Source organism: Aureimonas sp. SA4125 (assembly GCF_019973775.1).
GTDB lineage: Bacteria > Pseudomonadota > Alphaproteobacteria > Rhizobiales > Rhizobiaceae > Plantimonas.
This window is the reverse complement of record NZ_AP025032.1, coordinates 4,366,275-4,391,507: the sequence shown is the minus strand read 5'-3', so window position 1 is coordinate 4,391,507 and position 25,233 is coordinate 4,366,275. Positions and strand designations below refer to the sequence as shown.

The following is a 25,233-nucleotide window of genomic DNA, read 5'->3' as shown; positions in this document are numbered from 1 at the left end:
AAGGAGGGGTGGCTGCAAGGCTCAGCGGTTTTCGGGATCGCTCGCGAGGGCGGAGATCGGAACCACCTTGACGCCGCGTGCCTCGGCCGCCTTGACCCAATCGGCGATCGCCGCCACCGAGACGTCGAAGGCGGAGGCGACACCGATCGCGCTGCCATTGGCCCGCGCGACGCGCTCGAGCGTCGCCAGCTCCGCCTCGATCGATGCCTTGTCCTGGCTGGCGTCGAGAAGGACGTCGGCAGCGGCGAAGACGGTGCCGGTCTCGCGCGCGACGTCGCGGGCGACGCTCCGGGCAGAACTGGCGTCGTCGAGGAACATCAGGCCCCGGCGCGCGAGTTCGCTCGCCAGGGGCCTCAGCGCCGCGGGATCGGCGGTGAGGCGGGCGCCCATGTAGTTCATGACGCCGACATAGTTGGTGACCCGCCCGAGCGACCAGTCGAGCGCCGAGAAGCTCCCGGCGGCCGCGTCTTCTGCCGTCAGCGTGTGTTCGCCGGGCGAGGTCTGGGGATAGCCGAAGGGCTCCATCGGAACCTGCAGCACGAGTTCATGACCATTCCGCCGCGCATCCTGCATCCAGCGGTCGAGGCTGTTGCCGGCGGGGGAAAGGCCGAGTGTCACGCTGGGGGGCAGCTTGCGGATGGCCGCCTGTGTTCCGGTCTGGCTGATGCCGAGGCCGCCGACGACGATCGCGACGCGCGTCCCGACGCTGCTCGACGGTTGGATGGAATAGACGTCGAAGGGTCGACGGCCGTCCGCGCCACGGATCGGCAGCGACCCGTCCCGGCCGGGCTCGATGAGCGCGTCGTCGGGGATATGGGCAAGGGTCGGGGCCTGGCGCCGCGATGACGGATCGCTGACGGTGACGAGCTGCCCGGCCCGTCCGGTCTCGCCGGGCGGATAGGTGACGGTCGGCAGCGAGGGATCGACGAGCGGTGCTGACTGGACGCGGGCGGTCGGCGGCAGCGGACGGAGCGGCGCGGGCGCGGCGGCTTCCGCCGCGAGTGCCGCCATGCGCTTGGCCTCGGCCTCGGCAAAGACGTCGGCATGGCGAAGCGGAGGTTTCGACAGGGCCGTTGCCAGCGAGCCGCCGAGGATGGCCACGAGGGCAGCGACGGCGACGATCCGCTCACCGCGTCGGCGGGGCGGCTTGACCGGTCGTTTGAGATCGCGGCCGAGTGGCCGGGCGAGATCATCGAGCATCATGGCGTTGTATCGCTCGGGGCTGGACCGGGGCTCGGGCGGACGGGCACCGGACGTCTGTGCACGAAAAGGCCCCGGCACTGCAACAGTGTCGGGGCCTTGCATGCAAGCGATAGCTTACTTGGCCGCGCGCTTGTCGGCCTTGGGCGGGAAGGCGGCATCGGTCTTGACGCCGCGCAGAAGGTCGAGGGCGTACTGCATCTGCAGGTCGTCCTTCTGCTCCGGCGGGACGTAATCGAGCGAACCCGACCCTTCCTCGTTTTCCTCGTTGCCGGTGATGTGGCCGCGCAGGGAGGATTCGCCGCGCGTCACCTCGTCATCGGCGTCGAGACCCATCTGCTTCTTGATGTCGTCCGGCAGTGGCTGCTCGACGCCGATGTCCGGGTCGATGCCACGGCCCTGGATCGAGCGGCCGGACGGGGTGTAATAGAGCGCCGTCGTCAGTCGCAGGGCACCATTGGCGCCAAGCGGAATGATGGTCTGGACGGAACCCTTGCCGAACGAACGCGAGCCGACGACCGTGGCGCGACGCTGGTCCTGCAGGGCGCCGGCGACGATCTCGGAGGCCGAGGCCGAACCGCCGTTGACGAGAACGACCAGCGGCTTGCCGCCGATGTCGTCGCCGGTCCGGGCGTTGTAGCGGCGCGTCTCCTCGGGATTGCGGCCTCTGGTCGAAACGATCTCGCCATTGTCGAGGAAGGCGTCGGAGACGCTGACCGCCTCGTCGAGCAGGCCGCCCGGATTGCGGCGGAGATCGAGGATGAAGCCCTTCAGCTTGTCGGCCGGGATCTTCTCCTCGATATCGGCGATCGCCTCTTCCATGCCGACCGTCGTCTGCTCGTTGAACTTCAGGAGCTTGATGTAGCCGACGTCGTTCTCGACGGAGTGGCGGACCGAGGGGACCTTGATCTCGTCGCGCTTGATCGAGAGGCGGATCGGCTTGGTCGCGCCTTCCCGCACGATGGTCAGGTTCACCGAGGTGCCGATGTCGCCCTTCATCTTCTCGACGGCCTGCGACAGCGTCAGGCCACGCACCTGCTCGCCGTTGATCTCGGCGATCAGATCGCCGGCGAGGACGCCGGCCTTGTCCGCGGGCGTGCCCTCGAAGGGCGAGACGACCTTGACGAGCTCGTCCTCCATGGTGACCTCGATGCCGAGCCCACCGAACTGGCCGCGCGTCTCGGTGCGCATGTCGGCCGCTTCCTTGGCGTTCATGTAGCTCGAATGCGGGTCGAGCTGGGTCAGCATGCCGTTGATCGCGGTCTCGACCAGCTTCTGGTCGTCGGGAACGTCGACATACTGAGCCCGAACCCGCTCGAAGACGTCGCCGAAGATCGCCAGCTGCCGATAGGTGTCGGAGCCCGCGGCGTTCGCGACGCCGGACTGCTGCCCGACAAAGACGGTCATCGCCGTGGCACCCATGAGCGCACCGGCGAAGAGTATCGAGAGCTTACGAATCATTCCTCGTCCTTCCAGAAGGTTCTTCCGACCACCAAGGAGCCGGATCCACCGGTGTCCCGTCCTTGCGAAATTCTACGTAAAGCGTCGGGGCAGATGCATCGAAGTCGGCCGCAACGGCGCTCGCCAGCCGACGTGCGCCCATCACCGCCACCGGCTCTCCTGCCAACACGAACTGACCGACCCCGACGTCGATCTGGCTCATGCCCGCCAACACAACATGATAGCCGTCGCCGCCGTCAAGTATCAAGAGCTGCCCATAGGAGCGGAACGGCCCTGAATACAGGACCCTACCGTCTGCCGGAGCCGTCACGACGTCGCCCGCGCGCGTCGCGAAGGCAAGACCCGCCGACGGCCGCCCTATGCCATCACTTGCGCCGTAACCGACCTGCAGCCGCCCGGATACAGGTATGGTGAGACGACCCTTCATTGTCGAAAATGGGGCGGCGGGTTCTATCGAGGTCATCTCACGCCGAAGTGAGGCAAGATCGTATGTCTTGGCGGCTTCGGGTTCTGGAACCGCCGGCGGCAGGGCGGCGACGACCACCGGCGCGGGCGCCGTGGCGCCCGGCGCCGAGCCGCGCTCGTCCGGGCCCTTGGGCGCCTCCTGCGCCAGGAGAAGCGCCTTCTCCCGCGCGGCGGCCACCTCGGCCATGCGGCGTGCGTTCTCGGCGTCACGCAGGGCCGCTTGCTGGCGCTGTTCCTCGGCAAGCCGCAGGGCGGCGGCCTCCGCGATGCGAGCGCTCTCGGCCTCGGCTTCGAGCGAGGCGATGAGATCCTGAAGGCTGGTGGCGCGCGCGGCGAGCTCGCTGGCGCGGGCGGCGTCGGCAAGGCGTCGGTCGCGGCTGTCGGTCTCCAGCCGCTGCTTTTCCTGGAACAGCCGCGCCAGTCGCGCCTCCTCCTGCTTCTGCCGGGTCATGCTGGCGACGAAGGCCGCCTTCTCCAAGCCGATCTCGCGCTTGACGGCGGCCAGCTGCTCGAGATCGCCGGCCAGCTTTTCCGTCTCGCTGCGGATCTTCGGCACAACGGCGCCAAGGAGGATCGCGCTCCTGACCGAGCCGAGGGCATCGTCTGGACGCACGAGCAGCGCGGGTGGTGGCTTGCGGCCCATGCGCTCGAGGGCGGCCAGCACCTCGGCGAGAAGGCCCCGGCGCTTGCGCAGGGAGGCCTTCAGCCCCGCTTCGTCGCCGGCGAGCGCATCGATGCGTCCCTCGGTCGCAGCGATGTCCTTCTCGACGCTCTTTTGCGCTGCGGCAGCCGCGATCATCGCGGTGCGGATCTTGTCGCGATCCTGTGCCAGGGCCGCGATTTCCGCGTCGAGGGCCGTGACGTTTTCCTCGGTCAGCGAAATCTGGCTCGTCAGGCTGGCGAGCTCGGCCGCGGTCTTCTGGCGCTCGTTTTCGAGGATGAGGACGCGGCTGACGGAATCGTCGCTGGCCGCGGGGGGCGCCGGCGGCGTCTCCGCGTGCACGGGCAAAGCGATCCAGAGGGGGAGGCCGGCGGCGAGGGCAAGACTGAGGGCGCGCATCCGCTCCGCGCCGCGTGTCACTCGTTTCGTCGGGGCTCTGTTTTGCAAGATCGCCTCTGGGACAGTGATGGTCTTTGCAGTCGCGCGGGACCTCGCGCCGAGAATAGAGCGGGCATCTTAACAATGCATCAACCATGCAAAGCCGGATCGGTCCGTCAGCCGCAGCATGCCACAAGCCGGCCAGCCTGTCGGCGACCATGATGCCGCAAGCCAGGAGCCGTTCCAGCATGCTTGGCGCGGAATGGGGCCCCTTTCATGACACGGCAGGGAAGCGCGTCGTCAGCCGGACAATTTGCGTGGCCTTGCCCGCAGCCAGCCTTCGCGTTCGCCGTCAGTCGGTTCCAGGCGGCCGGCAGCTCGGTTCAAGCCCGGTGGTAGGGATGGCCGGAGAGAATGGTGGTGGCGCGATAGATCTGCTCGGCGAGGAGCATGCGGGCGATCTGATGGGGGAAGGTCATGCGCCCGAGCGACAGGACGAGACGCGCCCGTGCGCGAAGCTCCGGGTCGAGACCGTCCGGTCCGCCGATGAGGAGAGCCAGGTCGCGCACGCCTTCGTCCCGAAGCTGCGCCAGCTCCGCGGCAAAGCCTTCCGAAGACAGTGTCTTGCCGGTCTCGTCGAGGACGACGAGCACGGTCTTGTCGGCAAGGCCTGCGACCAGCCGCACCGCTTCGTCGCGCTTGCGTTCGGCGACGGTGCCGGCGCGCGATTCCGGATATTCGCTGAGCCCGGCAAAATCGAGCCCAAGGGGGCCGCCGCTCTTGCCGAGGCGGCCGATATAGCGGTCGGCCAGTTCGCGTTCGGGGCCGGATTTCATCCGGCCGATCGCCGCAACCGTCAGGCGCATCGGCCGCGTGCTTCCACTGGCCGAGTCCTGTCACGTCCGTCTGCCATCACCGGTTCCCGTCGCGCATCGCCATGGCCGGCAAGACGCGGCTGTGTCCGATCAATGGACCGTCGCGTCTCCGGCGTCACCGCCCACCGACCACATCTTTTCGAGATTGTAGAAGGCGCGAACCTCGGGGCGGAAGATGTGGACGATGATGTCGCCCGCATCGATCAGGACCCAGTCGCCGTTCTGCAGGCCCTCGACCTTGCACGAGCCATGCCCGCCCTCCTTGAGATCGGAGAGGACGTGCTCGGCGACGGCGGAGACATGACGGTTGGAGCGGCCGGAAACGATGACGAGGTAATCGGCCAGGGCCGACTTTCCCTTGAGATCGATGGTCAGGATTTCTTCGCCTTTCGAGTCCTCGAGACTCGAGATGACGACGTCGATGGCGGCGCGCTGCGGCGACGGATCGCTCGGGGCACCCTCGGAAGCAGCGCTCAACAGGGCGTCTTCCGAATCCAGGGCAGTTCTCAGTGTCGTTCTTCCTTTTCGAAACGGGGAGAGGACATCATGTCCTGCCCGTGGGTTAACAGTGGCAGTCATCGGTGTCGGTTTCAAGACCGGCGGTCCGCAATGCCCCCTCCCGACCGCAGGGCGGTGGACGAAAGGGGGGAGCGTGGACCATGCAGGAACACCCATGCGGGAGCCTTGCGGAAGGGCAGGGCGGAAGCATTTTCCTCGCCGAGGCGGAATCGCGCGAAGGTCTTGGCCATGGGCGAGGACAGGATCGACAGCGTCGCGCCCGGCCGGTCGACGACGGCGATCGGCATCGTCCGGGCAATGCCGCGCCAGTCCTGCCAGCGGTGGAAGCTCGCAAGGCTGTCGGCGCCCATGATCCAGACGAAATTGACGTCCGGCCGACGCCGGCGCACCAGCGCCAGCGTGTCGGCGGTGTAGCGGATCCGGTGAGCGACCTCGAAGGCGGTGACGTCGATGTGCGGATCGCGGGCAATCCGCCGCGAGGCGGCGATGCGCTCGCCCAGCGAGTGCGCGCGCTCGTGCCGCTTCAGCGGGTTGCCGGGGGTGACCATCCACCAGAGACGGTCGAGCTGCAGGCGCCGCAGCGCCGTTTCGGCGACAAGCAGATGACCGGCATGCGGCGGATCGAAGGACCCGCCAAACAGGCCGACGGTCATGCCGCTTTCGGTATGCGGCAACCGGAGGTCGGCCGCCGCCACACCCCGAACCGTCGTCGCCACGCTGTCGCGACGGTCCTGGGCGACATGGAGTGTCACGGGCGGGTCTGACCGGTGCCGGTGACGCGGTAGTTGAAGCTCGTCAACTGCTCGACCCCGACCGGCCCGCGCGCATGCATCTTGCCCGTGGCGATGCCGATCTCCGCACCCATGCCGAATTCGCCGCCGTCGGCGAACTGGGTCGAGGCATTGTGGAGGAGGATCGCCGAGTCGATGCCCGAGAGAAAACGCGCGGCGGCCTCGGCATCGTCGGTGACGATCGCCTCGGTATGGTGCGAGGAGTGCTGCGCGATGAAGCCGATGGCGCCTTCGACGCCGTCGACGAGGGCGACCGAAATGATCGCATCGAGATATTCGGTGTCGAAATCCTCCGGGCTCGCCAGGCTCGCCAGGGGATAGAGCGCCGTGACCTCGGCGGTGCCCCGGATCTCGCAGCCGGCCCGGCCAAGCGCGTCGAGAACAGGCGCGAGATGGGTCGCCGCTGCCTTGCGGTCCACGAGCAGCGTTTCCGCCGAGCCGCAGACGCCGGTCCGGCGCATCTTGGAATTGACGGTGACGTCGATGGCCATCGCGAGATCCGCCGCGCCGTCGATGTAGACGTGGTTGAGCCCCTCGAGATGGGCAAAGACCGGCACGCGGGCCTCGCGCTGCACGCGTTCGACCAGCGAGCGGCCGCCGCGGGGCACGATCACGTCGATGCTGCCGCCAAGGCCTTGCAGCATCTCCCCGACGGCGGCCCGGTCGGTGGTCGGCACGCGTTGGATCGCGTCCTCGGGCAGGCCGGCCTGCTGCAGGCCGGTGACGAGCGCCTGGTGGATCGCCGCGGACGAACGGGCCGAATCCGAGCCGCCGCGCAGGATCACGGCATTGCCGGCCTTCAGGCACAGCGCCCCGGCATCGGCGGTGACGTTCGGCCGGCTCTCGTAGATGACGCCGACGACGCCGAGCGGCGTGCGCACGCGGGAAATCTGCAGGCCGTTCGGACGATCCCAGGCGGCGATCGCCGCGCCGACGGGATCGGCGAGCGCAGCGACCTCCCGGAGCGCGGCGGCCATCGCCGCAATACGGGAGGGATCAAGCGTCAGGCGGTCGATGAGGGCGGGCGTCAGTCCAGCGGCCTTCGCATCGGCGACGTCCAAGGCGTTCGCGGCAAGGATCGAAGCGCTCTCCTCCGTCACGGCAACCGCCATGGCTTCCAGCGCGGCGTTCTTCTGCGCCGTCGGCGCCAGGGCCAGAACCCGCGCGGCCTTGCGGGCACGGGTGCCGATCGCCTGCATCAGGACGGCCACGTCTTCAGTCCGGCAAAGCGCAACCTTGTCCAGCATGATTTTCCTTTCAAAACCTGTCGTTCAGGCCAGTTCGCCGGCATCGCGAAAATGCCGTTCCATCACCAGGTCGTCGCGGTGGATCATCGCGGCGCGGGCGGCATAGCCGAGCGCCGCCTCGATCGCCTGGGAACGCAGGCCCGCCACCAGCCTTGCTTCGGCCGCGTCGTAGGCGACGAGGCCGCGGGCGATCTCGCGCCCATCCTCGGCGGCGACGACGATGGTGTCACCGCGGCCGAACTCGCCATGCACCGCGACGACCCCCGCCGGCAGCAGGCTCTTGCCCGCCGACAGCGCCGTGACGGCGCCGGCGTCGACGACGAGACGTCCGGCGGCATTGAGATGGCCGGCGATCCAGCGCTTGCGCGCCATCACCGGATTGGCCGTCGGCCGGAACAGCGTCGCCCGCTCGCCGCGCTCGATCGCGCCGAGCGGCCCGATCCGGTCGCCGGCGGTGATGATCATCGCCGCGCCCGCCGCCGTCGCGATCTTGCCCGCGTCGATCTTGGTGCGCATGCCGCCGCGCGAATATTCGGACGCTGCCGCACCCGCCATCGCCTCGATCTCGGGGGTGATGCGCTCGACCAGCGGGATATGCGCCGCGCGCGGATCCTGCGCCGGGGGAGCGGTGTAGAGCCCGTCGATATCCGACAGGAGCACGAGGAGGTCCGCCGACATCATCGTGGCGACGCGTGCCGCCAGCCGGTCGTTGTCGCCATAGCGGATCTCGGTGGTGGCCACCGTGTCGTTCTCGTTGATCACCGGCACCGCGCCGAACTGCAGCAGCGTTGCGATCGTCGCGCGGGCATTGAGATAGCGCCGCCGCTCCTCGGTGTCGCCGAGCGTCAGGAGGATCTGCCCGGCTTCGAGGTCATGGGTGCCAAGGCTTTCGGCATAGGCGCGCGACAGCGCGATCTGGCCGACGGCCGCCGCCGCCTGGCTCTCCTCGAGCTTCAGCGCGCCGTCCGGCAGCTTCAGGATCTTCCGGCCGAGCGCGATCGCTCCGGACGAAACGATCAGCATCTCGTGGCCTGACGCGGCCAGCCGCGCGACATCGGCGACGAAGCCCTCGAGCCAGTCGCGCCTGAGGCCGGTCTTGCGGTCGACGAGAAGGGCCGAGCCGATCTTGACGACGATCCGCCTGGCGCCCGTGAGCGTCTTGCCAGCGGTCATTCGCGGTCCTGCCGCTCGCTGTAGGAATCGGGCAAGGCAGCCCAACGATCGGGGGAGGGCGCCTCCTCCTCCTCGCCGGTAATGCCAAGGATCTCGCGTCTGAGCTGGCGCAGGACGGGTGTCATGCCGGCACGGCTGACCGCGGAGATCGCCAGCGGTCGCTTGCCGCTCGCCTTGCCGAGTATTTTCAGCTTCTCGGCCAGTTCCTCTTCCGACAAAGTGTCGATCTTCGACAGCGCCAGGATCTCGGGCTTGTCCGTCAGGCTCTCGTCATAGGCGTGAAGCTCGGCGCGCACGGTCCTGTAGGCATAGGCGACGTCCTCTTCGGTCGCCGAGACGAGGTGCAGGAGGACGCGCGTGCGCTCGACATGGCCGAGAAAGCGGTCGCCGATGCCAACGCCCTCATGCGCGCCCTCGATGAGGCCCGGAATATCGGCGATGACGAATTCCGCCCCGTCGACGGTGGCGACGCCGAGATTGGGATGCAGCGTCGTGAAGGGATAGTCGGCGATCTTCGGCCGCGCCGCGGTGACGGAGGCGAGAAAGGTCGACTTGCCGGCATTCGGCAGGCCGACGACGCCGGCATCGGCGATGAGCTTCAGCCGCAGCCAGATCGTCAGTTCCTCACCCTCGAGGCCGGGATTGGCGCGGTAGGGCGACTGGTTGACCGACGTCTTGAAATAGTCGTTGCCGAAGCCGCCATTGCCGCCCGCGGCGATACGCACGCGCTGGCCGATCTGGGAGAGGTCGCAGAGCAGCGTCTCGTTGTCCTCGGCATAGACCTGGGTTCCGGCCGGGACCTTCAGCGTCACGTCCGCGCCCTTGGCGCCGGTGCGGTTGCGGCCCATGCCATGGGTGCCGGTCTTGGCCCGGAAATGCTGCTGGTAGCGATAGTCGATGAGCGTGTTCAGCCCCGATACCGCCTCGATGAAGACGTCCCCGCCGCGTCCCCCGTCGCCGCCGTCCGGCCCACCGAACTCGATGAACTTCTCGCGGCGAAAGGAGATGGCGCCGGCGCCGCCGTCGCCGGACTTGATGTAGACCTTGGCCTGGTCGAGGAACTTCATGGCTTGGCTTCCTGGCCGTCCGGGCGGGCGAAGGGTCGCCGCTGCCGTCTTGAACGGGGCTATTGTAGTGAAGACGAGGCGGGACGCGAAGGCCTGCCCTTGTGAAAGTGTCGCGGGCACCGATCCGCCGGCGGTCAACCGGTCGGCGGGACCTTCGAGAAGACGACGCGGGCGCCGGCGATCGGCAGGCCGAACTTGGAGATCCGCACGCGGTTGAGAACCGTCCCATCCCCTTGCGTCGTCATCCAGTGGCGAAAGTGCAGGAGCCTGTCGCTGCCGCCGGGGGCGTAGCCGTCATAGTCGAGCACCGCGCCGTCAGCGGTCTTGTAGCCCGTGACGTTTGCCGGCGCGCGCAGTTCGCCGTCGTCGCCCGCCGTGCGGACCGTGCCGGCATACGTCCCGCCCGCACCTGCCCGAAGAGACCAGCGCTGCAGCCGATCACCTTGCGGGAAATGGAAGATCTCGTCGAGTTCGAGACCGTTTTCCGTCGAAGCGCCTGCAAAACTCGCGGTGATCCTCTCCGTCAGCACGAGCGCTGTACGGACCTCGCCCTCACTCCTGCTCGCGCCCGCGAAAAACGCCTCCAGCGCGAACGGACCATCCGGCGCGGGCACCGGTCCGGTGCAGGCGGTCAGCGCCATGAGCGCGATTCCTTGAATTGCCAGCCGCACGGCGCCCAACGTCCGTCGTCGGCCGGCTCGTTTCGAGGTTGTCTCTGTCATGCCGAACGGCCCCAAGCCTTCAAGGCCGCCCAGGCGCGGCGGTCGAGATGAAAATCCTCGGCCGCGACGCGGCCCGCGGCCACCGAGACGAAGGTGCTGGTGCCGCGCTGCTGGAAACCGCATTTCTCCAGCACCCGGCGGGAAGCGCCGTTGATCGCCCGGCAATTGGCATGCACGCAGTCGATCTCGGCCCGGGTGAAGGCAAGGTCTATCACCGCCTGCGCCGCCTCGGTGGCAATGCCCTTGCCCCAATGCGGCCGGCCGAGCCAGTAGCCGAGATCGACCGTGCGCGGCCGGACCATGGGCCGGAGGCCACACATGCCGAGAAAGCGGCCCTTCGCGTCGGTCACGGCGAAGACGAGTTCCCGGTCGACCGTCGCCAGGAAATGCCGGGCATGATCGATGGTATAGGGATGCGGCAGGCGTGCCAGCATCAATGCCACGCCCGGATCGTTGGCAAGCCGCGCCATCGCGGGCGCATCCTCGGCCACCGGTCGCCGCAGAAGCAGCCGCCGCGTGGCTATGGGCTCAAGCGGGTCTTCGAGCAGACTGCTGAAGTCCTGGTCCATGACATCCGTCCTCGACAACGAAAAAGGGGAGATGGCGGCCCATCTCCCCTGATCGCGCTTCGAAACGGTGACCATGGCGGTCGGTCTCAAAGCACCGGGTCGTTGGGACACCGGTGCTTCGATGCGCCGGTCACTCTGCTGCGATGGCCTTCGGCAGTACGGAAATAAAGGCGCGACCGCCGGCCTTGGTCTGGAAATTCACGGTGCCCTCGATGACGGCGAAGATGGTGTGATCCTTGCCCATGCCGACATTGGCGCCCGGGTGCCACTGGGTGCCGCGCTGGCGCACGATGATGTTGCCCGGGATGACGGCCTGGCCGCCCGACTTCTTCACGCCGAGGCGCTGACCGGCCGAGTCGCGACCGTTGCGGGACGAGCCGCCTGCTTTCTTATGAGCCATGATGTTCTCTCCTGGAGCCTCGCCATCCCAACGGACGCTTCGGCTCTCTCAATCTCTAACATTTTAGCAGGATGCCGGCCGAAATGTCTCGGCCTATCGGCAACCCCACCCAATTCGCTCTGCCGGCCTTTCCGACGCTGCCGGCTTTCCGGCGACGTGCGGGGCGCCGTGACGGCGGCGCTATTCGGCGTCGGCGACGGTCTCGGTCTTCTTGGCGCGCGGCTTGGCCGGTGCCTTCTTCGTCGGCGCCTCGGCCTTGGCTTCCGCCTTGGCGGCCTTCGCCTCGTCCTTGGCGGCCTTCGCCGCAGCCTTGTCTTCGGCGACTTCGGCCTCGGTCTTCTCGACCTTGGCGGCCTTTGCCGGCTTTTCCGAGGCTGTCTGGCCCTCGCCGAGGATCTCGCCGATGCGAATCAGCGTCAGGTCCTGGCGGTGGCCGCGGGTGCGCTTGGAATTCTGCCGGCGACGCTTCTTGAACGAGATCACCTTCGGGCCGCGGGTCTGCTCGACGATCTCGGCGGTGACGCTGGCGCCGGCCACGAAGGGCGCGCCGATCGTCGTGCCGAGCATCAGCACCTCGGTGAAGGTCAGGCTGTCGCCGGCTTCGCCGGGCAGGCGCTCGATCTCGAATTCGTCGTTGGCGACGACGCGGTACTGCTTGCCGCCTGTCTTGATCACTGCGAACATGGTCATTCCTTCTTAGACCGACTCTCGGAATTTCCCGGGCCGTCTTCTTGTTGTTTTTCGGCTGAATGGCGAAACCGTCGACGCCAGGCGTCATCGGGGCGGCCAGAACGGGCACAGCGAGGCTGTTCCCATCGGGCGCGTCCATAGCCCAGGCGTCCCGCTGCGTCAAGCTGGCGCGGCTCGGCCGCCGGTTCCTGCGGGTCAGTTGCAGGGTGTAACCGCGTGTCGCTCGCAGCCTGCGCGCAGAGGATCCGAATGCCGGCCATGTCCCAGGCGCGGCTGTCTCCGGGGTGCTTCCATGGCGACGGTCCACCCGACCCGCCGCCATTTCCAGCCTTCCCAGAGCCCCGATCTCATCGCCGCCGCCAAAAAAGGCATGCTCCGACACACGAAACGTCTGGACATGCCCCGCACTTTCCACGATATGGTCCGCCCCGGAGAGGTGGCAGAGTGGTCGAATGCACCGCACTCGAAATGCGGCATACGGGCAACCGTATCGGGGGTTCGAATCCCCCCTTCTCCGCCAGTTGACTGGCACACTCCGCCAATTCCAAACCCCATGTTTTCCGGTATTCTAGGCTCGGAGCGCCCCAAGCGGGTGTCTGGGAATGGAAAGTTTCGACCGTGAATTGGGTGGTGTATCGTCCCGTGTATCGCGTGGTGTATCGTTCGCGGACCATCCCGCAGAGGTCGCCAGCGCCGGATCGAATCGGACGGGCGACCGTCCCCGCGGGGCGGGGCCTCATCTCGTCCGGACCGGGACGAGCTATCTTTTCCAGATCCGCATTCCAAAGACGCTCGGCGGTGGGCGCGGCTCTCCGCTCGTGCGGCTCGGCATCGGGGCCCGTCCCGCGGCAGACGCGCGGCGCATCGCGGACTTGCTGGCGGCAGCCGCCCGCACGCGTTTTGACGAGATCGGCAGGCGCTCGATGAGTGGCGACAAGACCGACAAGTCTGGAGCACCGAACGCCGATACTAGCGTCGACGTCGAGCAGCTCTTCTCCGGCGAAACGCCTGACGAGGTTGTGGTCGAGGTGCGAGGCTACCTCAAAGCAGTGAAACGGATTGTCGAACAGGATCCAAGGCAGCCATCGGCGGAAGAGAGCCAGGCCTTTGCGGGGATGCGCGGGCTGGTCGGAATCGCGCGTGAGATCGCGAAAGGCTCCGAGGGCAATTCTCTCATCGTCGACAACGTCGATGTCCTGAAGACGAAGTACGTGGACAAGTTCGCGGGGACGGCTCTGTCTCCCAGCGGGCCTGCACCGTCTCATACCACTACTCAGCTTCAGCCCTCGCCAGCCATCCCGCAGCCGCAGTCAGCCGCGCCACCTCGACCGACCCTGGAAGCGCCTCCGGCCGCCTTCGTGCCCCGAGCCGTCGTACGAGACGAGAAAGGCAACATCATTCCGGCCTATCGTCTGGATCGCCGTACCGTGCCCCGCCCCGCCTCCGAGAAGCCACGCTTCAGCGAAGTCTCGGAGGAGTATCTTGAGTACCGAGAAGCCGCTTCACCGTCCAAGCAGAAAGACATCAACACGGCTCGGTTTCGCCGAGACCTCTTTCTGGAACTGATTGGCGATCATCCTGTCGATACCTACAATGCCTCGGATCTTCAGGCCTATGTCCACCTCCTCAGCTTTTGGCCCGCTAACGAAGCGGATCGTCGAACTGACTGGACTGCTCGGGAGATTATCGACGACAACCGTGACATGCATCTCAAGCCGATCAAGCTGTCGACTTTCCAGGACGGATATGTTGGTTCGATTGGAACGATGATCCGTCACAAGATGAAGGAACTGGGCTACTCCGACCCCTTTGCCAATGCAAACATCAGGTTTCCTGAAACCGCAGCTCCCAAACGCAAGTCGGCACCGTTGTCGGCGGAAAAGATTTCTGCTGTCTTCAGGATTGGCGTCGCAAGCGGTCTTTTGGATGAAGCGATGTTGCCGCTCCTCGGCCATCTGACAGGCCGACGCCTTGGCCTTTTGATTCATCTCCAGGGGAGTGACATCCGGGATAAATTTGGCGGCCTTTTCGTAGCCGAGACGTCAGGCATCGTCGTGAAAGATGGCAAATGGGTGCGCGTGCCTTTCAAGACCGATGCCAGCACAGGCTTCTTCGTGCTTCATCCATTCTTGAAGGAAATCGGCTTCATCGACTGGGCAATGAAACAGGGCGACGCATTTCTCTTCCCGGGGATCATGAACCTCCACGATCCTTCAAAAAGTGCCTCGTCCTACATGCAGCGCCTGTTCAAGAAGGCGGGCATCGAAAAGGGCAACGGTGAGGTGTTTCATTCTCTTCGTGGCGGCAACATCGATGACATGCGCGACGAGAAAGTCGATGGGCGCATCCGCCGGATTCAGGTGGGGCACACGGTGGGCGGCGATGAGCACGAAGGCTATGGGCAGCAGGTATTGAGTGAGAAGGGTGCCCGACAACTCGCCCTGCTTCCCCTAAGCCCGGAAATCGACTTCTCAGTGTTCCGCGGCCTGCCGTTTGACGTCATGGCCGCACGTAAACGGACGAGAGGCAGGCGGCCGAAGGATTAGAGCACAGCAGAAGGCACTTCGTGAGAGCCGAAGCCGTGATCTCGGGGCCAAGGAGGAGGGCGTTTAGCGAACCGGATTTTCTCGAGGATGCGCCGAGCGATGGAGGACGGCTGTTTTCGAGCGGGACGTTCTGGGCGGCATCGAGAGACCCGACGCGTCAATCGCGAGCGCCGCGAACAACGGATCGATGCCTTCCTGCTCCGGACCATCGGTCACGAGCTCTATAGACTGAGTGCGCTGGCGAGCTGCTTCTTTATGTTAGCCGCGTTAAAGCCGCCTAACTCGGTTGTGGTTAACAGAACCACTTCGGTCGTGGGGTCGCCGGCCTGGCCCACACCTGCGGCGCGGTACCAGGCCTCTTTCGCCTTCCACCTCGCCACGTAGTCGGGTCGGTCGAGCATACCGAGGTGCTCGATCAGCAGCGTTCGGCCCATTTCAGCGTCCGCAACAGTGAAGTCAGGATACCTGATCGAGCCGTCCGCTCCCTTGAAGGGCTGCTCGTAGGTGTAGGGGACACCGAAGCCATCTAGCAAATCGGCAATGATCACCTCGGACTTCGACCGCACCAGTTCGCCACGCGTGGTGCGATGGATGAGCCCGCTCTCGAGGAAGGAGCCCACATGCTCGACAGGGGAAGGAGCGATGAACAGGTTCGTCCACCGACGGGCGGTCTCCGAACGATCTGCTCCGGACAGCTTCATGAGATCACGTAACTCGCCCTGATGAAACAGCACGACGTCCCGCTGCTGCCTTGTGAGAGAGGTGGCTCGGTTTGTCTGAACAGGCTCGGCGGCCTGATAAGTGGATCGTCTGCCGGGTTTATGCCGCTGCGAGAAGCGGCTGGTTGAAGTAGGCGTGGTCCGGGGTCTTCCGGCCCAAGCTCGAGTGCGGGCGTCCGCCGTTGTAGAAGTCGAGGTATCGGGCGAGCGAGGCCCGGGCATGGCTGACCGTCTCATAGGCCCGGAGATAGACCTCCTCGTATTTCACTGATTTCCAGAGCCGCTCGACGAAGACGTTGTCGCGCCAGGCGCCCTTGCCGTCCATGCTGATCTTGATCTCCCTGTCCAACAGGACCTTCGTGAAGTCGATGCTGGTGAACTGCGAGCCCTGATCCGTGTTGAAGATTTCGGGTTTCCCAAAACGGGCCAAGGCCTCCTCCACCGCCTCGATGCAGAAGTCCGCCTGCATCGAGATCGAAAGCCGCCAGCTCAGCACCCGCCGGCTGAACCAGTCGACGACGGCGGCGAGATAGACGAAGCCGCGGGCCATCGGGATGTAGGTAATGTCCATCGCCCAGACCTGGTTCGGCCGCATCACCGGCAGCTTGCGCAGGAGATAGGGATAGATCTTGTGGCCCGGCGCCGGCTTTGACGTGTTCGGCCGACGGTAGATCGCCTCAATCGCCATCCGCTTCATCAGCGTTGCGACACGCAGGCGGCCGACAACAATGCCCTCCAAAGTCAAGAGGTCGCGAAGCATGCGGCTGCCGGCGAAGGGATATTCCAAATGCAGTTCGTCTATCCGTCGCATGAGTGCGAGATCGGCGGCAGAGACAGCGCGTGGCAGGTAGTAGACGCTTCCCCGGCTGATGCCGAGTTCGCGTGCCTGCCCGGCAACCGGCAGAGGATGGGAGCGGTCGATCATCGTCTTGCGCTCGGCAACAGTCCGGCCTTGTCGAGCGCGCCTTCCAAAAAATCGTTGGCCAATGTCAGCTCCCCGATCTTGGCATGCAGCGTCTTCACGTCGATGACTGGGGCGGCGGCGATTGCGGTCGTTTCTGATCCGAAAACTCCGGCGGCGCCCTCCAGAAGCTGAGAGCGCCACTGCGTGATCTGATTGGGATGCACGTCGAACTGCTGCGCCAATTCGGCCAGCGTCTTCTCGCCGCGCACTGCTGCCAGCGCCACCTTTGCTTTGAAGGTAGGGCTGTGGTTCCGCCTCGGTCTCTTGGTCATCGTCTCTCCTGGTCGCGGCCATCCTGGCCGTCTTCAGGCAGACAATCCACTCAGCCCGCTGTGCAGATTTGCCGAGCCACCTCTTGAGAGCTGTGTAGAGGAGCTCTCTGGAAAGCGGTCGGCAGGGATTGGGAATCACGACGAACGTCGTCCCGAACTCGCTGCCTTGAGACTTGTGGATCGTGAGGGCGTATGCGAGCTCAAGCCGTGCGTCCCCATCCTCGCCGAAGTCGGATCCGGTGAAGCCAAACTTGTGGCCGAGCTGCGTCGAGAACTCGACCTCGAGCTTCCACGGGAGGCCCTTCAGCTTCCAAGTCTTGCCCTTATACTGACCGACCGCGAGGCCGATCTCGCCGTTGGCCAGGTAGGCCTTCTCAAGCTCCGGCCATACATCCTTTCGCCGCCCGTTAGACAGGTTAATGACCTTGTCGCCGTAAAGGATCGCCTGGCCGCCGAGCGGTTTCGCGATCTTACGCTGATAGTAGGTGTCGACGTCCCACCACTTCCGGACCGACTGCCGGAAGATCAACTTGATCCATCGGTTCAGACCATCGACGCCAGTTTCGCCGCCCCTCATCGGCGCCAGAATCTGCCAGGACTCGGCCTCCGCGCCGCCGCCGCGACGGTTCCCGGCCTCGTCCGGCCGCGAGAGATTGAAGTAGGCGCGTCCGTTGAACTCGCTACCGCCCAGGCTCATTTCGAACGCCGTCTCATCGCTGATGGCGTCGTCCACGCCTTCCCGGACGTGGCGGATGACCTCGGCCAGGAGCTTCCGGTGAAGGTCGGCGTCGCCGCCCCACTGTACCGTCCGGATCCCGGATGCCGTGCCGGACGAAAGCCTCGACCAAACTTCGTCAGCGCCGGGATCGGGCGCCTCGCCGCTGAACCAGCGCGAGAGGAGCACATCGTCACGCGCGGACCCCGCGCCAGACTGTCTGCGCACGACGGTAAGCTCCGCCAGTCCATTGGATTTGTCCCCTGTGTTTCGGAGCTGGCGGATCACGTCAACGAATGGGCGGCCCGCTCCAATCGGCGGTAGCTGCCGGGGGTCGCCGACTAAGATCAGGCGCTGCACTGTCGCGGGGTCGAGCGCATCAAGGGCGGCAGCGAGCTGATCCTCGGTGAGCATGGAGGCTTCGTCGATGACGACGGTGGCGTACCCACCTTCCCGTTCCGATGAGCCATTGGTCCGATAGGCGCCGGTCTGGGGATCGTAGCGCTTGGAGGTCAGCAAGAACTGCGCGAGCGTGTAGGCAGTAACGTCGCCTGCCTTGCGCTGCATCTGAACACGGGCCTTGCCCGTCGGAGCGAGGAGTAGGACGCCTCCATTCGTAATCTGCTCAAGCGACAAAAGCGCGAGCAGCAGCGTCGTCTTGCCGGTACCCGCGGGACCGATGAGCGCCGATGCGCGCGACCTGAAAAGCTCCTCGAGGGCCTCCGCCTTCTCTGCCCTTGCGGCCTCCTCGGCGGGATCGTCGCCCTTGGACTTGCCGCCAAGCGCGTCGTCGATACGTCGACGCCAGTCATGATCCCCCTTGTGACGCGCACCAGCGATGCGTCTGAGGACGCGTGTCGCGATCAGGGTGCGGGAGTTGGCATATCGAGCGAGTTGCCAGGCCGGATCGCCGGCGACGGTAGTGGCGGTCTCGATCACTGGCGTCAGTTCGCTGCCGAAGGCGTCGACCCAATCGCTCGCGATGGCGCAGGGTGGTGATACTTCCGCGGTTCTGACCCTGTCGACGAGCCAGTCCTGCGGAAGGAGGGTGTGGCCTTCGCCCGCTGCGACCTCCAGCGTATCGATCATGAGCGCGCGTGCCCTTCTCGGATCGAGAGGTTCCGGACAGGCGGACGGCGCAGGGATGGGCGCGGCGGCGAGAACCTGGGGGTCGGGAAACACCCCGCGATCGACCACTCTGACCGATATGGGATCTGGCCTCTCCCGATCCGCCTCGTAAATCAGATAGGGGTTCGCGAGAATGGCATTGTCCTCATAGGGGATACCGGACTCCTTACGCCGCTCCTTCACCCACCATCGCCTGACCTGCTCGGCGGAAAGTTCGAAGCGGGCGAGGAGTTCGAGCAGCGCCCGCCTCTCCGGCTTTAGGCTGCCCCACAGCTTGGCCGCGACCGGTCCGATAGACCCACGGAGCTCCTTCGGAAGCGGGGACGGATCGGCCAGCAGCGCACCGACGAGCGGCCATGGATCCCGAACGTCGGCACCACCGTCGGCGTGAAGGATTCCGCCGATCGCGTGAGCGAGGAGCGTGCCGTTCTCTAGGCCGAGCGCGCTCAGCGCCGAACCGAGCCCGGGGAAGGCCCCCCGGAGGCGCCAGAGGCGGTTCAGTTCTCCGTCAATCCAGCGGTGGGCGTGATCCCAATCGCCAGCAAGGACCTCCTCGTAACGGGAGACGGTCGCAGATGCTGCAAGCAGCGTGGCGATCGCCTTGTCGTGGCTGACGTGCTCCGCGCCCATCGAGAAAGCGTCCCAATGCTCCTCGGGCGCATGGAGGACGAACGGCTTCGGATCGAAATCAGGATCCGCCTCCGCAATCTGAAGTATCTCCTGATAAGGTAGCAGGAAACCGTCCCCTATCTCCGGGCGAATTGAGTGCGCGACGTTGCGCTCCCAGACCATCGACCTGAGTGCGCCGGAGGCCTGTCCCTCATACTCATACTCGGTCGCCGGACCGACGCCTTTGACGCGGCCGATGCCTACGATCACGCGCCGCGGATCCTCGGTCAGCGGCGTCTTCTTGGCGTAGAAGAAGACCAGAGAGATCCTGGGCTCGATCGCACCGAAGAAGGTGTCCAACATCGCAAGCTGGTTACGCCGCTCCTGCACCCAGATGCTGTCGAACCCGACATCCGGCTCGAGTTCGTGGCGATAGCCGAGCGAAAGTCTCGTGGCTTGGTCCGGCAAGTCTTCGTTGCCCCTCATCATCCACCCGAACGGCACGGCGGCTGCCGAGAAGGGCGAGTGGCTGTAGGTGGTCCGCCGAAAGTGAGCGTGCGTGCCGTTGGACGCATAGGGATGCTCGAAGCGACGGATGTAGGAGAAGTCGGACATGAAGGCGCCCCGCTCCGCGGCGCAGGCCGGCAATCGGCCGCCGTTGATGTCGAAGGTCTCTCCAGCAACGGAGGACTCCCAATCGTCGTTCTTTGTGTCGCCGATCCTGGGAAGCGCCGTGCAGTGCGTGTTGCTGCGGGGATTTTGGCAGACACGACCGTTCCAACCCAAGTCGTGCCAGGGCACGCGGATAGAAATGTGCTGGGTCGGTATCCTCCGTGCGCCCTCGATCACTCGCCACCCCTCCGATCGCGGCATGTGTCGGCCGCCCGACATGCATTTGTCGACATCACGGGCCGATGGTCAACGGCTGGGTCATCGTGACCGATTGGCGATTTCTGTAAGTTGCGGCGCCGCGCGTTAGTGCGCTCGAGATAGTTCCCACATGTAGGCCATGGGATGCTTCGCGAGGACGGTGCGCTGCTTTTCGTCGAAGCCCATACGATCCTTGACGAACCCCGCGACCGTCTTCGCGACCTCCTCGACCTTTGTTCCTACTGCGGCCGTCAGCCCAATAGTGGCAGCGGTCTGGAGATCGTGCGTGAGGCCCGAGAGAAGCGCACCTCCGGTCGCGACCGCGGCGACGACGACCGGCGTGACGACGAGCTGACCTAGGTTGCCCCTCAACTCACGCCTCAGGTCGGAGAGATCTGTCTCCATTCGGTAGCGGAATTCCGGTCGTGTCCGTCAACGTGGTGGAAATTGAGTGTAGCTGAAGCGGCTCCGTTTCAGGCGACTTCGGTGGAAATCTGTTCGGGTTTTGCAGTGTTGCCCATGGCCATGAGGTCGGCCATGGGTTCGGTCTGCATGTAGCGGTTCTGGATCTGCCATTCGTCGTTGGCCTCGAGAAGGACGGCGCCGATGAGCCGGATGATGGATCCCTCGTTCGGGAAGATTCCGACGACGTCGGCACGCCGCTTCACCTCCTTGTTCAGGCGCTCCAGGGAATTCGTCGAATGGATCCGGGTCCGGTGCTGACTGGGAAAATCCATGTGCGCCAGCACGTCGGTCTCGCTGTTGTCGATGAAGGCCCCGAGCTTTGGACACTTTCCCCGAAGCTGGTCGGCGACGTGGCGCAGCGCCTGGCTGGCGCTAGCACGATCGGGCTGGGCGAAGGCTTGGCGCAGCGCGGCCGCCGCCATGCTCTGCTGCGCCTTCGGGACATACGACAGGGCGTTGCGCATCCAATGCACCCGGCAGCGCTGCCAGGAGGCGCTGAACACCCGGCGAATGGCGGCTTTCAGCCCTTCGTGAGCATCCGAGATCACGAGCTTCACGCCGGACAGGCCGCGGCGCACGAGGCTCTTGAGGAAGCTCGACCAAAACGTCTCCGCTTCCGAGGGGCCGATGTGAAGGCCGACGATCTCGCGCTTGCCGTCCGTGTTCACGGCCACGGCGATTATGGCGGCGACCGAAACGATGCGTCCACCCTCGCGCTGCTTCAGGTAGGTCGCATCCAGCCAGAGGTAGGGCCAGTCGCCAGTGAGAGGACGGTCGAGGAAGCCGCCGACGCGTTCGTCGATGTCTTTGCACAGCTTCGATACGGTGCTCTTGCCGATCCCCGACAGCCCCATGGCCTGTACCAGATCGTCGACCCGCCGGGTGGAAACGCCGCTGATCCAAGCTTCCTGAATGACGGCAACCAAGGCCTTCTCCGAGAGCTTTCTCGGCTCCAGGAACGGCGGGAAGTAGCTGCCCTGCCGAAGCTTGGGTATCCGAAGCTGCAACGAGCCGAGCCGCGTGTCGAGCGAGCGGTCGCGGTAGCCATTGCGATAAGTCGCCCGTTCCTGCGTCCGTTCGTGGCGCCCGGCGCCGATCATGCCTTCAACGTCGACCTCCATAAGGAGCTGCATCACGCTCTCGGCTATCGTTCTCAGGAAATCGCCGTCCCCGGCTTTCGCAAAAAGCTCGGCAAGCGGTAGTCTGTCCTCGGTCATCGGGTTCTCCGGTCAGGTTGAAGTCTCGCAACTCCACCTTAGCCGCCCTATCCGGTGACCGCCTCAGCCACACCTTTCAATGTCGGAATTTCCACCACGAGCGCGGACACTACCGTTTCCGCGGCCCAATCGCGGAATGATGATCTGAAGCCATGGGCGGTAATCGGCACCTTCATCCTGCGGAGGGCCATCAAAAAAACCATGTTCGAAAGTGGCTTGTCACCAGATCGCCCGGGGAAGATGCAGCTGCTGCCACCCCCAAGTGCCGCGGCTCTATCGAGAATTTGCAAACTGCGTGCACTCAGCGGCACTCGATGGATGCGCCCAGCTTTCATGCGGTCGGCCGGAACAGTCCAAAGCGCTCCCTCCATGTTTATTTCATCCCACCGGGCGCCCAGAGCCTCGCTCGTCCGTGCGGCAGTGAGAATCAGAAACTCGAAAGCCAGTCGCGATAACTCTGCGTCGCCCGACGACCGGAGGCGTGTCACGAAATCCGGCACCTCCTTGTAGGGCAAGGCCGAATGATGGCTCTTTCTGTCTCCCTGCTTGGGGAGGCCTTTGGCCACGCCATTGATAGGATTTTCGCTGTCCCTGTGCCCGGAGGCCTTCGCCCAATCGAGCACTGTTCCTATCCTTTGCCTAACGCGCCGAGCCGTCTCCTGTTTGGTCAGCCAGATCGGGGAGAGTACGAGCAGAATGTCAGGGGTGTCGATCTTATCAACCGGCTTTTCGCCGATGAATGGGCAGGCGTACTGTTGGAGCGTGTTCCTCCACTGCTGTGCATGCTTGGCATTTTTCCAAGTCGACGCGTGCTCCGCGTGAACGAGCTCGACGGCTTCGGCGAAGGTCGGTGTGATCCTTCGCACCTTGCGACGCTCAGCGAGGGGATCGCCGCCCTCCCGGGCGAGCTTACGAAACTCCAGCGCCTTCTCCCGCGCTTCGGCCAGAGACACAACGGATGTGCCACCGAGCCCTATGTCGCGACGGTTGCCCTGTATCGTGATCCGCAGCAGCCGGTAGTGTCCGCGCTCGTGGTGGAAATTCCGACATTGAAAGGTGTGGCTGAGGCGGTCACCGGATAGGGCGGCTAAGGTGGAGTTGCGAGACTTCAACCTGACCGGAGAACCCGATGACCGAGGACAGACTACCGCTTGCCGAGCTTTTTGCGAAAGCCGGGGACGGCGATTTCCTGAGAACGATAGCCGAGAGCGTGATGCAGCTCCTTATGGAGGTCGACGTTGAAGGCATGATCGGCGCCGGGCGCCACGAACGGACGCAGGAACGGGCGACTTATCGCAATGGCTACCGCGACCGCTCGCTCGACACGCGGCTCGGCTCGTTGCAGCTTCGGATACCCAAGCTTCGGCAGGGCAGCTACTTCCCGCCGTTCCTGGAGCCGAGAAAGCTCTCGGAGAAGGCCTTGGTTGCCGTCATTCAGGAAGCTTGGATCAGCGGCGTTTCCACCCGGCGGGTCGACGATCTGGTACAGGCCATGGGGCTGTCGGGGATCGGCAAGAGCACCGTATCGAAGCTGTGCAAAGACATCGACGAACGCGTCGGCGGCTTCCTCGACCGTCCTCTCACTGGCGACTGGCCCTACCTCTGGCTGGATGCGACCTACCTGAAGCAGCGCGAGGGTGGACGCATCGTTTCGGTCGCCGCCATAATCGCCGTGGCCGTGAACACGGACGGCAAGCGCGAGATCGTCGGCCTTCACATCGGCCCCTCGGAAGCGGAGACGTTTTGGTCGAGCTTCCTCAAGAGCCTCGTGCGCCGCGGCCTGTCCGGCGTGAAGCTCGTGATCTCGGATGCTCACGAAGGGCTGAAAGCCGCCATTCGCCGGGTGTTCAGCGCCTCCTGGCAGCGCTGCCGGGTGCATTGGATGCGCAACGCCCTGTCGTATGTCCCGAAGGCGCAGCAGAGCATGGCGGCGGCCGCGCTGCGCCAAGCCTTCGCCCAGCCCGATCGTGCTAGCGCCAGCCAGGCGCTGCGCCACGTCGCCGACCAGCTTCGGGGAAAGTGTCCAAAGCTCGGGGCCTTCATCGACAACAGCGAGACCGACGTGCTGGCGCACATGGATTTTCCCAGTCAGCACCGGACCCGGATCCATTCGACGAATTCCCTGGAGCGCCTGAACAAGGAGGTGAAGCGGCGTGCCGACGTCGTCGGAATCTTCCCGAACGAGGGATCCATCATCCGGCTCATCGGCGCCGTCCTTCTCGAGGCCAACGACGAATGGCAGATCCAGAACCGCTACATGCAGACCGAACCCATGGCCGACCTCATGGCCATGGGCAACACTGCAAAACCCGAACAGATTTCCACCGAAGTCGCCTGAAACGGAGCCGCTTCAGCTACACTCAATTTCCACCACGTTGACGGACACGACCGCAGCAGCCATCGGCGAGCGCCCGACTCATCGACGACCAGATACAACCCGTTGCCATCAGCGTAGCGTCCCGGTACTTTCAGATTCCGGACCTGGACTGCAGTAAGCGCTTTATCTGGATGTCGTCCCGTTCGCTTCGCCATCGCCACCCCACAAATCGCCCCACATCGTAATGCGGATGTCGGAAGATATCAATGGATCGTGCTGGACATTGTGAACGATATAAACGCTTGTTATCTCTAGCTATAATTGACTTCTCTAGTCTTCTTTGGACGCTAAGTCGGCGGACCCCTTCTCCGCCAGTTGACTGGCACACACGCTGATTCATAGGGAAAGCACTGTACCGTAGGATTTATGCTTCGCCGCCTGGTACACCGGGGTGGTACACCGCGCATGAGAGTCAGAATCGCAAGTCCGTGGCGTCATCCGGACAACGGCACCTGCTATTTCCGCCAGAAAATACCGGTCGATCTCTCCCCGATCATCGGCCGGAAGATCGAGAAGATCTCGCTCCGAACCAAGGATCCGGTTTCTCGATCGTTGCGACGATGAGGCCTGGTGCGGATCGAGGGTCAAACCCCGACGCCGGCCCTGTGGAGGGGCCGTCCGCTTGAGGCCTAGACGCGGGAGATCGCAGATCGTCGCATCCACGGCAAGACCGGAGAGGCGCCAGCGGACCGCTTCGCCTGTGACGAGAAGCAGGCGCTGCGTCACTTAACATGACGAGGTGTCCTCGCCGCCGCCGATTGCGAGCTTCACGCACTATCGGCATGGAATGATGCGGACATTGTCGGTGGGGAGACGGACGTCCAGACCCAAAAAGTCGAGCTCGCGCTGGCTATAGGCAAGGGCTCGGCTGGCAAGGTTTACCATCTTCATCAGATCGCTCACCAATCGAGGCCGAAGTCTGGCGGTGAATCCGCACCTTGGACGATCTCTTTAGTTGAGTGGTTTCTAACGGACGGTCGAGAGGCACTAACAGAAGACGGGCAAAAATTCATCGCTGTAGGCGATGGCCTCACGATCACCCGCTTGTGAATCCTCTGGCCGTCACACTAGTCGCGGTCCTGTCGCGTCAGCGGCGGTTCCTATCCCGCCACTATCTAGCCCCGAGCCGCGGC

The 25,233-nt window shown here is 65.0% G+C and carries 21 protein-coding genes, 1 tRNA gene and 1 pseudogene; 3 read left to right on the top strand and 20 right to left on the bottom strand.

The window, feature by feature from the left end; translation table 11 throughout:
* Positions 1-21 precede the first annotated feature (21 nt).
* The 13 genes from Sa4125_RS20710 to rplU form a co-directional block, all read right to left on the bottom strand.
* The gene (locus Sa4125_RS20710) at positions 22-1,203 is read right to left on the bottom strand and encodes a divergent polysaccharide deacetylase family protein (protein ID WP_224001208.1); all 1,182 of its coding nucleotides are present in this window, start codon (positions 1,201-1,203) and stop codon (positions 22-24) included.
* Positions 1,204-1,317: 114 nt separating this feature from the next.
* Entirely contained in the window at positions 1,318-2,661 is a 1,344-nt protein-coding gene (locus tag Sa4125_RS20705) for a S41 family peptidase (protein ID WP_224001206.1), read from the bottom strand.
* A complete protein-coding gene (locus Sa4125_RS20700; RefSeq protein WP_224001204.1) occupies positions 2,651-4,207 on the bottom strand; it encodes a peptidoglycan DD-metalloendopeptidase family protein in 1,557 nt (518 codons plus the stop codon). Before Sa4125_RS20700 ends, Sa4125_RS20705 begins: the two co-directional genes overlap by 11 nt.
* A gap of 341 nt (positions 4,208-4,548) precedes the next feature.
* Positions 4,549-5,031 carry a 23S rRNA (pseudouridine(1915)-N(3))-methyltransferase RlmH gene (gene rlmH, locus Sa4125_RS20695; protein ID WP_224001202.1) on the bottom strand — a complete coding sequence of 161 codons (483 nt, stop codon included), beginning with the start codon at positions 5,029-5,031 and terminating at the stop codon, positions 4,549-4,551.
* Between the two features lie 99 nt (positions 5,032-5,130).
* Positions 5,131-5,520, bottom strand: coding sequence for a ribosome silencing factor (gene rsfS / locus Sa4125_RS20690; protein WP_224008088.1), 390 nt, complete (start codon positions 5,518-5,520; stop codon positions 5,131-5,133).
* A 110-nt stretch (positions 5,521-5,630) separates the two neighbouring features.
* Entirely contained in the window at positions 5,631-6,254 is a 624-nt protein-coding gene (locus Sa4125_RS20685; RefSeq protein ID WP_224008085.1) for a nicotinate-nucleotide adenylyltransferase, read from the bottom strand.
* Between the two features lie 53 nt (positions 6,255-6,307).
* Positions 6,308-7,597 carry a glutamate-5-semialdehyde dehydrogenase gene (locus Sa4125_RS20680; RefSeq protein WP_224001200.1) on the bottom strand — a complete coding sequence of 430 codons (1,290 nt, stop codon included), beginning with the start codon at positions 7,595-7,597 and terminating at the stop codon, positions 6,308-6,310.
* Between the two features lie 24 nt (positions 7,598-7,621).
* Positions 7,622-8,770 carry a glutamate 5-kinase gene (gene proB / locus Sa4125_RS20675; protein ID WP_224001198.1) on the bottom strand — a complete coding sequence of 383 codons (1,149 nt, stop codon included), beginning with the start codon at positions 8,768-8,770 and terminating at the stop codon, positions 7,622-7,624.
* Positions 8,767-9,837: a GTPase ObgE gene (obgE, locus tag Sa4125_RS20670; RefSeq protein WP_224001196.1), complete on the bottom strand. Its 1,071-nt coding sequence runs from the start codon at positions 9,835-9,837 to the stop codon at positions 8,767-8,769. Before obgE ends, proB begins: the two co-directional genes overlap by 4 nt.
* A 134-nt stretch (positions 9,838-9,971) precedes the next feature.
* A complete protein-coding gene (locus Sa4125_RS20665; protein ID WP_224001194.1) occupies positions 9,972-10,478 on the bottom strand; it encodes a DUF3833 family protein in 507 nt (168 codons plus the stop codon).
* Positions 10,479-10,555: 77 nt separating this feature from the next.
* Positions 10,556-11,128 carry a GNAT family N-acetyltransferase gene (locus tag Sa4125_RS20660; RefSeq protein ID WP_224001192.1) on the bottom strand — a complete coding sequence of 191 codons (573 nt, stop codon included), beginning with the start codon at positions 11,126-11,128 and terminating at the stop codon, positions 10,556-10,558.
* Positions 11,129-11,258: 130 nt separating this feature from the next.
* A complete protein-coding gene (gene rpmA / locus Sa4125_RS20655; protein WP_224001190.1) occupies positions 11,259-11,528 on the bottom strand; it encodes a 50S ribosomal protein L27 in 270 nt (89 codons plus the stop codon).
* A gap of 180 nt (positions 11,529-11,708) precedes the next feature.
* Complete coding sequence (gene rplU / locus Sa4125_RS20650) at positions 11,709-12,212, bottom strand: 50S ribosomal protein L21 (protein ID WP_224001188.1); 504 nt, start codon at positions 12,210-12,212, stop codon at positions 11,709-11,711.
* Between the two features lie 436 nt (positions 12,213-12,648).
* Between rplU and Sa4125_RS20645 the strand changes: the two genes are divergently transcribed.
* Positions 12,649-12,738 (top strand) — tRNA-Ser (locus Sa4125_RS20645).
* 82 nt (positions 12,739-12,820) lie between these two features.
* The gene (locus Sa4125_RS20640; protein ID WP_224001186.1) at positions 12,821-14,764 is read left to right on the top strand and encodes a hypothetical protein; all 1,944 of its coding nucleotides are present in this window, start codon (positions 12,821-12,823) and stop codon (positions 14,762-14,764) included.
* Between the two features lie 221 nt (positions 14,765-14,985).
* Here Sa4125_RS20640 and Sa4125_RS20635 read toward each other — a convergent pair whose 3' ends face one another.
* The 6 genes and pseudogenes from Sa4125_RS20635 to Sa4125_RS20610 form a co-directional block, all read right to left on the bottom strand.
* Positions 14,986-15,498: a hypothetical protein gene (locus Sa4125_RS20635; RefSeq protein WP_224001184.1), complete on the bottom strand. Its 513-nt coding sequence runs from the start codon at positions 15,496-15,498 to the stop codon at positions 14,986-14,988.
* Between the two features lie 85 nt (positions 15,499-15,583).
* Positions 15,584-16,719, bottom strand: a protein-coding gene (locus tag Sa4125_RS20630) for an IS3 family transposase (RefSeq protein ID WP_224001182.1) whose coding sequence is annotated in 2 segments (ribosomal slippage) — positions 15,584-16,452 and positions 16,452-16,719 — 1,137 coding nt in all. Because the reading frame shifts where the segments join, the coding sequence is not laid out codon by codon here.
* Between the two features lie 97 nt (positions 16,720-16,816).
* Positions 16,817-18,523 (bottom strand): annotated as a pseudogene (locus Sa4125_RS20625) (ATP-dependent RecD-like DNA helicase); the annotation flags it as partial.
* A 1,623-nt stretch (positions 18,524-20,146) separates the two neighbouring features.
* A complete protein-coding gene (locus Sa4125_RS20620) occupies positions 20,147-20,446 on the bottom strand; it encodes a hypothetical protein (protein ID WP_224001180.1) in 300 nt (99 codons plus the stop codon).
* Positions 20,447-20,514: 68 nt separating this feature from the next.
* On the bottom strand, positions 20,515-21,723 hold the full coding sequence (locus Sa4125_RS20615; RefSeq protein ID WP_223998301.1) for an IS256 family transposase: 1,209 nt from the start codon (positions 21,721-21,723) through the stop codon (positions 20,515-20,517).
* Positions 21,724-21,770: 47 nt separating this feature from the next.
* Positions 21,771-22,835, bottom strand: coding sequence for a site-specific integrase (locus tag Sa4125_RS20610; RefSeq protein WP_267461344.1), 1,065 nt, complete (start codon positions 22,833-22,835; stop codon positions 21,771-21,773).
* Positions 22,836-22,852: 17 nt separating this feature from the next.
* On the opposite strand from Sa4125_RS20610, the gene Sa4125_RS20605 reads away from it, so the two are divergent.
* Positions 22,853-24,061, top strand: a complete 1,209-nt coding sequence (locus Sa4125_RS20605) for an IS256 family transposase (protein WP_223998301.1) — start codon at positions 22,853-22,855, stop codon at positions 24,059-24,061.
* Here the strand turns inward: Sa4125_RS20605 and Sa4125_RS24345 are convergent.
* The gene (locus tag Sa4125_RS24345) at positions 23,977-24,255 is read right to left on the bottom strand and encodes an Arm DNA-binding domain-containing protein (protein WP_345944344.1); all 279 of its coding nucleotides are present in this window, start codon (positions 24,253-24,255) and stop codon (positions 23,977-23,979) included. The two genes, Sa4125_RS20605 and Sa4125_RS24345, sit on opposite strands and share 85 nt — an antisense overlap.
* Positions 24,256-25,233 lie beyond the last annotated feature (978 nt).

What these genes read in the sequence shown, in the direction of transcription:
- Sa4125_RS20620 (WP_224001180.1), bottom strand. Translation starts at nt 20,446, where the DNA reads ATGGAGACAGATCTCTCCGACCTGAGGCGTGAGTTGAGGGGCAACCTA.
- proB (WP_224001198.1), bottom strand. Translation starts at nt 8,770, where the DNA reads ATGACCGCTGGCAAGACGCTCACGGGCGCCAGGCGGATCGTCGTCAAG.
- Sa4125_RS20660 (WP_224001192.1), bottom strand. Translation starts at nt 11,128, where the DNA reads ATGGACCAGGACTTCAGCAGTCTGCTCGAAGACCCGCTTGAGCCCATA.
- rlmH (WP_224001202.1), bottom strand. Translation starts at nt 5,031, where the DNA reads ATGCGCCTGACGGTTGCGGCGATCGGCCGGATGAAATCCGGCCCCGAA.
- Sa4125_RS20640 (WP_224001186.1), top strand. Translation starts at nt 12,821, where the DNA reads ATGGAAAGTTTCGACCGTGAATTGGGTGGTGTATCGTCCCGTGTATCG.
- Sa4125_RS20605 (WP_223998301.1), top strand. Translation starts at nt 22,853, where the DNA reads ATGACCGAGGACAGACTACCGCTTGCCGAGCTTTTTGCGAAAGCCGGG.
- Sa4125_RS24345 (WP_345944344.1), bottom strand. Translation starts at nt 24,255, where the DNA reads ATGGCGAAGCGAACGGGACGACATCCAGATAAAGCGCTTACTGCAGTC.
- obgE (WP_224001196.1), bottom strand. Translation starts at nt 9,837, where the DNA reads ATGAAGTTCCTCGACCAGGCCAAGGTCTACATCAAGTCCGGCGACGGC.
- Sa4125_RS20615 (WP_223998301.1), bottom strand. Translation starts at nt 21,723, where the DNA reads ATGACCGAGGACAGACTACCGCTTGCCGAGCTTTTTGCGAAAGCCGGG.
- Sa4125_RS20710 (WP_224001208.1), bottom strand. Translation starts at nt 1,203, where the DNA reads ATGATGCTCGATGATCTCGCCCGGCCACTCGGCCGCGATCTCAAACGA.
- rpmA (WP_224001190.1), bottom strand. Translation starts at nt 11,528, where the DNA reads ATGGCTCATAAGAAAGCAGGCGGCTCGTCCCGCAACGGTCGCGACTCG.
- Sa4125_RS20665 (WP_224001194.1), bottom strand. Translation starts at nt 10,478, where the DNA reads ATGGCGCTGACCGCCTGCACCGGACCGGTGCCCGCGCCGGATGGTCCG.
- Sa4125_RS20680 (WP_224001200.1), bottom strand. Translation starts at nt 7,597, where the DNA reads ATGCTGGACAAGGTTGCGCTTTGCCGGACTGAAGACGTGGCCGTCCTG.
- rplU (WP_224001188.1), bottom strand. Translation starts at nt 12,212, where the DNA reads ATGTTCGCAGTGATCAAGACAGGCGGCAAGCAGTACCGCGTCGTCGCC.
- Sa4125_RS20705 (WP_224001206.1), bottom strand. Translation starts at nt 2,661, where the DNA reads ATGATTCGTAAGCTCTCGATACTCTTCGCCGGTGCGCTCATGGGTGCC.